5 protein-coding genes are annotated in these 6,913 nt (G+C 65.0%); all 5 read left to right on the top strand.

Annotated features, from left to right (window positions below; translation table 11 throughout):
* The first annotated feature begins 85 nt into the window (after window positions 1–85).
* The 5 genes from HU729_RS07445 (at window position 86) to HU729_RS07465 (ending at window position 6,877) form a co-directional block, all read left to right on the top strand.
* On the top strand, window positions 86–2,023 hold the full coding sequence (locus tag HU729_RS07445) for a putative nucleotidyltransferase substrate binding domain-containing protein (protein WP_186709400.1): 1,938 nt from the start codon (window positions 86–88) through the stop codon (window positions 2,021–2,023).
* Entirely contained in the window at window positions 2,020–2,730 is a 711-nt protein-coding gene (locus HU729_RS07450; RefSeq protein WP_186709401.1) for a 3'-5' exonuclease, read from the top strand. Before HU729_RS07445 ends, HU729_RS07450 begins: the two co-directional genes overlap by 4 nt.
* A gap of 136 nt (window positions 2,731–2,866) precedes the next feature.
* Window positions 2,867–3,385, top strand: a complete 519-nt coding sequence (locus tag HU729_RS07455) for an RNA polymerase sigma factor (protein WP_186667501.1) — start codon at window positions 2,867–2,869, stop codon at window positions 3,383–3,385.
* Complete coding sequence (locus HU729_RS07460) at window positions 3,382–4,338, top strand: FecR domain-containing protein (protein ID WP_186709402.1); 957 nt, start codon at window positions 3,382–3,384, stop codon at window positions 4,336–4,338. Before HU729_RS07455 ends, HU729_RS07460 begins: the two co-directional genes overlap by 4 nt.
* A gap of 106 nt (window positions 4,339–4,444) precedes the next feature.
* On the top strand, window positions 4,445–6,877 hold the full coding sequence (locus HU729_RS07465) for a TonB-dependent siderophore receptor (protein ID WP_186709404.1): 2,433 nt from the start codon (window positions 4,445–4,447) through the stop codon (window positions 6,875–6,877).
* The last annotated feature ends 36 nt before the right edge of the window (window positions 6,878–6,913 follow it).

Below are 6,913 nucleotides of genomic sequence, written 5' to 3' on the forward strand. Positions count from 1 at the left end.
CCAGCCGACCATGGAGGCCGAAAACAACAAAGCCGATACCTATAGATAGATATATATAGTTCGGCGTAGCGATACGGTCAGCTTCATGAGCAAAAAGGACGCCTACACCCAGGCCGGCAGGACAGCGGTGCTGCAGAATATCCAGGGGACGCTGCAGTTTCTGCAGCGCTTCCCGCCGTTCAACCAGATGGAACAGGGCCACCTCGCCTACCTGGTGGAACAGTGCCAACTGCGTTTCTATGCCAGCGGCGAAAGCATCATCAAGCCTGCCGACGGACCCGTGGAACACTTCTACATCGTCAAGCAGGGCCGGGTGATGGGCGAGCGCCAGCATGTCACCGGCCCCGGCGTGGAAACCACTTTCGAGATCGCCAGCGGCGAATGCTTCCCCCTGGCCGCACTGCTCGGCGAACGGGCCACGCGCACCGAACACCTGGCCGGCGAAGACACCTTTTGCCTGCAATTGAACAAGGCGGCGTTCATCCGCGTGTTCTCGTTGTCCGGTGTGTTTCGCGACTTCGCCCTGCGTGGCGTCAGCAGCCTGCTCGACCAGGTCAACCAGCAGGTGCGCCAGCGCGCCGTGGAGACCCTGGGCACGCAGTATTCGCTCAATACGCCGCTGGGCGAGCTGGCCATGCGTCACCCGGTGGTGTGCACGCCCGACACGCCGCTGCGCGACGCGGTAAGGTCGATGCACGAACAACAGGTGGGGAGCATTGCCATCGTCGATGAGCAGCGCTTCCCCATCGGCATCTTCACCCTGCGCGACCTGCGCCAGGTGGTCGCCGACGCCAGCGCCGAACTCAGCGCACCGATCGACCGGCACATGACCGCCGCACCGTTCTACCTCAGCCCCCAGGCCAGCGCCTTCGATGCCGCCATGGCGATGACCGAGCGGCATATCGCGCATGTCTGCCTGGTCGACAACGGTCGCCTGTGTGGGGTGGTGTCCGAGCGCGACCTGTTCTCCCTGCAGCGGGTCGACCTGGTGCACCTGGCGCGCACCATCCGCCACGCGCCGCGCCTGGAGGTACTGGTGGCATTGCGCGGCGAGATCGGCCAACTGGTCGAGCGCATGCTCGCCCATGGCGCTTCCTCGACGCAGATCACCCAGATCATCACCCTGCTCAACGACCACACCGTGTGCCGGGTCATCGAACTGGCGCTGGCCGAACGCGGCGACCCCGGCGTGGCGTTCAGTTGGCTGTGCTTCGGCAGCGAAGGACGCCGCGAGCAGACCCTGCACACCGACCAGGACAATGGCATTCTCTTCGAGGCCCGCGACAGCGCCGAAGCCGATGCCATCCGCGCGCGCCTGCTGCCACTGGCGCAATACATCAACCACAACCTCGCCCAGTGCGGCTTCACCCTGTGCAAAGGCAATGTCATGGCCGGCAACCCCGAGCTGTGCCTGTCGCGTGCCGAATGGGCACGGCGCTTTGCCGGTTTCATCCGCGAAGCCAGCCCGGAAAACCTGCTGGGCTCAAGCATCTATTTCGACCTGCGCGTGGTCTGGGGCGACGAGCAAGGCTGCGAAGCGCTTCGCCAGGGCATCCTCGCCCAGGTTGCCGACAACCGCATCTTCCAGCGCATGATGGCTGACAACGCCCTGCGCCAGCGCCCGCCGGTCGGGCGCCTGCGCGAGTTCGTGCTGACCCGCCAGGGCAACGACAAGGCTGCCACCCTCGACCTCAAGGTCCAGGGCCTGACCCCCTTCGTCGATGGCGCCCGCCTGCTCGCCCTGGCCAACGGCATCGCTGCCAACAACACGCTGGAACGCTTGCGCCAACTGGTGGCCAAGGGCGTCATCGATGCCCTCGACGGCGCCGCCTTCGAAGAGGCCTATCACTTCATCCAGCAGACCCGCATGCAGCAGCACCAGCGCCAGAGTCGCGACAACCTGGCCTACTCCAACCGCGTCGACCCGGACAGCCTCAACCATCTGGACCGGCGCATCCTGCGTGAATCGCTGCGCCAGGCCCAGCGCCTGCAGAGCAGCCTGGCGCAGCGGTACCAGTTATGAAGCTGTTCGCCTGGCTGCGCCCCAACCCGCCCACTCTCGACGCCGACCTGCGCCAGCGCCTGGCGCTGCTGCCGCGCCCGATGCCGTCCAGCATGCAGACGCTGCGCGAGCAGCGCTGGGTGGTACTGGACCTGGAGACCAGCGGCCTCAACCTGAATCGCGACCAAGTGTTGTCGATCGGGGCCGTGGCCATCGAGGACGGCGGCATCGAACTGGGCCGCCAGTTCGAACGCACCCTGCGGCGTCCCGAGCAGAAAACCAACGCCAGTGTGCTGATCCATGGCCTGGGGCCCAGCGCCCTGGCGGCGGGTACCGACCCGGCCGAAGCCTTCGTCGAGTTGCTGGAGTTCATTGGCGACAGCCCGGTGCTGGCCTTCCACGCCCCATTCGACCAGGGCATGCTGGCCCGCGCCCTGAAGGACACCCTGGGCCATCGTCTGCAGCAGGTGTTCATCGACGTGGCGGAACTGGCGCCTATGCTCAACCCCGACACGGTGCTGCGTGAAGCAAGCCTGGACGATTGGGTGGCGCGCTTCGGCCTCGAGGTACAGGCGCGCCATCATGCCAGCGCCGACGCCCAGGTCACCGCCGAACTGGCCTTGATCCTGTTCAGCCAGGCACGACGCCAGCAACTGGACAGCCCGTTGCAACTGGAACAGCGGCTGAGGCAGTGGCGGCGGCGGGCTGTGCACAGCCATGGCCTGTAGGCAGATGGTGATCGTTTCACGGGTAAATCCGCTCCTGCTGGCATTCTGACCAGCGTCAATTGCATCCCCCCTCCCTCCTCTGCCACAATCGCGAATCATTATCGTTATATAACGCATTCTTCCCCGGGGAACGCCTTTGTCGTCTGCGCACAGCCCACATGCCGAGCTGGTCGGCAGCCTGTACCGCGACCACCGCAGCTGGCTGCTTGCCTGGCTGCAGCGCAGCACAGCCTGCCGCCAGCGCGCCGAAGACCTCAGCCAGGACACCTTCGTGCGCCTGCTCGGCCGCGAGCAACTGATCACGCCTCGCGAACCCCGGGCGTTTCTCGTCGCCGTGGCCAAGGGCCTGCTGTTCGACCATTTCCGGCGTGCCGCCCTGGAGCAGGCCTACCTTGCCGAGCTGTCGCTGCTGCCTGAAGCCGAGCAGCCTTCGCCAGAGACCCAGCACCTGATCCTCGAAGACCTCAAGGCCATCGACCGCCTGCTGTGCAAACTGTCGAGCAAGGCACGCACGGCGTTCCTGTACAACCGCCTGGACGGCATGGGCCATGCCGAGATCGCCGAGCGCCTGGGGGTGTCGGTGTCGCGGGTGCGCCAGTACATCGCCCAAGGCATGCGTCAGTGCTACGTGGCGTTGTACGGGGAGCCGACGTGAGCAATACGCCGGTCTCGGCCAAGGTCCTGGAAGCCGCCATCGCCTGGAAACTGTGCCTGGAGGGCGGCGACGGCACGGCCGATGAGCGCCACGAATTCACGCGCTGGCACGCCGCCAGCGAGGAGCATGCCCGCGCCTGGTTCCAGCTCGGCATGCTCGATCAACGCGTGGGCGCGGCTGCAGGCCCCGCCCGCCACGCCCTGCTGCAATCACGCGCCGGCCTGCGTCAGCGGGTTGGCAAACTCGGCGGCGGGCTGGCCGGGATGTTCCTGCTCGGTGGCCTGCTGGCCTGGGTCGGCGCCCCATCGCTGGCGCCCAGCTACTGGCTGGCCGATCAACGTACCGGAACCGGCGAGCTGCGCACCCTGCGCCTGGAGGACGGCACGCTGCTGAGCCTGGACACCCATACCGCAGTGGACATCGACTACGCGGGCGAACAGCGGGTGATCGTGCTGCACCAGGGGGAAATCTCCGTGGAAACCGGCCACGACGATCCGCGCCCCTTGTGGGTACGCACCGACGATGGCCGACTGCGCCCACTGGGTACGCGCTTTCTGGTCAGACGCGAAACCGCCGGCACACGCCTTGAGGTGCTGCAGGCCCAGGTTGCTGCGCAACCGCGCAACACGGGTAACGAAGAGGTGCTGAACGAGGGCCAGCAAGTCTTGATGCACAGCAACGGCCTCGGCCTGGTAGGTCCAGTCAGCGCCGGAGCCGACGCCTGGACCCGCGGCATGCTGGTGGTAGACAACGTGCGCCTGGCAGACCTGGTCGCCGAGCTCGGTCGTTATCGCAGCGGGCACCTGGGGGTGTCAGATGAGGTGGCCAACCTGCGCGTGACCGGCAGCTTCCCGCTGACCGATATCGATCTGGCACTGGCCTCGCTGGTGCCGGCACTGCCGGTGAAGATCGAACAGCGGACGCCCTGGTGGGTGACGGTAAGGCCTCGCTGAATCCAGCGAAGCCGTGCAGGCAAACTTTTTTCAAATAGCCCCTGTCACTTTCCAAATCTCGCTCGGCAAGGAAGCAGTTAGCACTTATCCGTCTAGGAGCCACTGCATGTCCCGTGCTGTCGAGTCTTACCTGCGTCCCAGCCTGATGGCCCTGGCCATAGGCCTTGCCACCCCTCTGGTCAGCCCCATGCTGCTGGCTGCCGAGCAGTCCAGCGTGCGGGCATACGACCTGCCCAGTGCACCGCTGGCCGGCACCCTGAACCGGATCGCCAGCGAGGCCGGCATCGCCCTGGCCCTGGACCCGAGCCTGGCCAGCGGGCGGACCTCGGCACCGGTCCGTGGCACCTTCAATGGCATCGGCGCCCTGCAGGCCGCCCTGCGTGGCACCGGCCTGCAACTGCAGCAGGGCAGCGCAGGCAGCTACAGCCTGGTCGTCGTCCCGGAAGGCAGCCTGGCGCTACCGGAAACCAGCGTGAACGCGTCCAGCGACAGCGAAAGCGCCTGGGGCCCGGTAGATGGCTACCTGGCCAAGCGCACCGCTGCTGGCACCAAGACCGACACCGCACTGGTCGAGGCCCCGCGCTCGATCTCGGTTGCCACCCGCCAGCAGATGAGCGACCGCGGCGTGCACAGCCTCGATGACGCGGTGAAGTACATGCCGGGCATCGTTTCCGCCAGCTTCGGCAGCGATACCCGCTACGACTGGATGCGTGTACGTGGCTTCGAGCCGACCCAGTTCCTCGACGGCCTGCCACTGCCACGCGGCGTCTACGCCAACCCAAAGCCGGAAACCTGGAACCTCGACCGCCTGGCCCTGCTGCGCGGCCCGGCGTCATCGGTCTACGGCCAGACCCCGCCCGGCGGCCTGCTGGACATCGTCAGCCGCCGCCCACAAGCCGAAGCCGCGCATGAGATCGAAGTCCAATACGGCAGCGACAACCATCGCCAGATCAACTTCGCCAGCACTGGCAAGATCGACGATGAAGGCCGATTCCTCTATGGCGTCAGCGGTGTGATCCGCGACAGCGGCACGCAGATCGACCACATCGAAGACAAACGCTACAACATCGCCCCAAGCCTGACCTGGAACATCGACGAGGACACCTCGCTGACCTTCCTCAGCCAGTTCACCCGCGACGATACTGGCGTTACCAGTCAGTTCTACCCGATTCAGGGCACCAAGATCGACATGCCGTTCGGCAAGATCTCGCACCACAAGAACCTGGGCGATCCGGACTACGACTTCTACGACCGCACCTACTACGCCGTCGGCTACGCCTTCGAGCACCGCTTCAACGATGTCTGGCAGTTCCGCCAGAACCTGCGCTACACCAAGTCGGACCTGTCGTTCCAGACCGTGACCGTCAACAGCTACAACCCGACCTTCGGGATGGTGGTGGACGATCAGGGCAACACAGGGCGCGGTACCACCAATGTCGACGAGGATATCAGCCAGTTCGCCGTCGATAACAACTTCCAGGGCAACTTCAACACTGGAGCCATCAGCCATACCCTGCTGATCGGTCTGGATCACCAGCGCATGAACAACAACTACCTGGCTATCTTTGGTAGTGCGCCGGCGATCAACGTGAACAATCCGGTGTATGGCCTGCCCATCACCCGTCCGGATCGCTCCACGGCGTTCTACGACTACGACCAGAAAACCCGTCAGACCGGCCTCTACGTACAGGACCAGATGGCCCTCGACAACTGGCGCCTGACCCTGGGCGGACGTGAAGACTGGGTGCATACCGGCACCAAGTTCTTCAACAAGGGCGATGCAACCAACACCCAGCGCGACAAGAAGTTCAGCGGTAACGCCGCGATCAGCTATGTCTTCGATTCGGGCTTCGTGCCATATCTGTCCTATGCCGAGTCGTTCCAGCCCAGCAGCAAGGCCGACATCGACCCGACCAACAGCCTCAAGCCGACCGAGGGCAAGCAGTGGGAGCTGGGGGTCAAGTACCAGCCACCGGGCTCCAACACCTTGCTGACAGCCGCGGTGTATGACCTGACACAGAAAAACGTCGCGGTCACCAACAACATCGGCAACGTGACCGTCACCAGCCAGACCGGCGAGGTGAAGGTACGTGGCCTCGAGCTCGAGGCCATCTCCGATGTCACCGAGAACCTGAAGGTGATCGCGGCCTACACCCTGGCGAAATCGGAAGTGCAGGACGGCCAGTTCAAAGGCAACCGCCTGCAGTTGATGCCCAACCAGCAAGCCTCGCTGTGGGCCGACTACACCTGGCACAGCGGCGTGCTCGACGGCTTCGGTATCGGCGGCGGTGCGCGCTACACCGGTAACACCTACGGCGACCAGGGCAACACCTACCTCGGCAAGGCCAAGGCCTACACCGTGTTCGATGCCTCGGTGCATTACGACCTGGGCCGCCTGGACAACAGCCTCAAAGGCGCTTCGGTGGCAGTCAATGCCACCAACCTGCTGGACAAGGACTACATTTCGACCTGCGATTCGTTCTACTGCTACTACGGCGACCAGCGTAGCGTAGTCGTCAGCGCCAACTACAAGTTCTGAGTGGCGCATCGCGGGGCAAGCCCGCTCCCACAGGAT

This window comes from Pseudomonas sp. RW10S2 (assembly GCF_014268985.1).
GTDB lineage: Bacteria > Pseudomonadota > Gammaproteobacteria > Pseudomonadales > Pseudomonadaceae > Aquipseudomonas > Aquipseudomonas wayambapalatensis.

Bases quoted from the DNA above. Each gene is read 5' to 3' on its own strand.
- HU729_RS07445 (WP_186709400.1), top strand. From the start codon at position 86: ATGAGCAAAAAGGACGCCTACACCCAGGCCGGCAGGACAGCGGTGCTG.
- HU729_RS07450 (WP_186709401.1), top strand. From the start codon at position 2,020: ATGAAGCTGTTCGCCTGGCTGCGCCCCAACCCGCCCACTCTCGACGCC.
- HU729_RS07465 (WP_186709404.1), top strand. From the start codon at position 4,445: ATGTCCCGTGCTGTCGAGTCTTACCTGCGTCCCAGCCTGATGGCCCTG.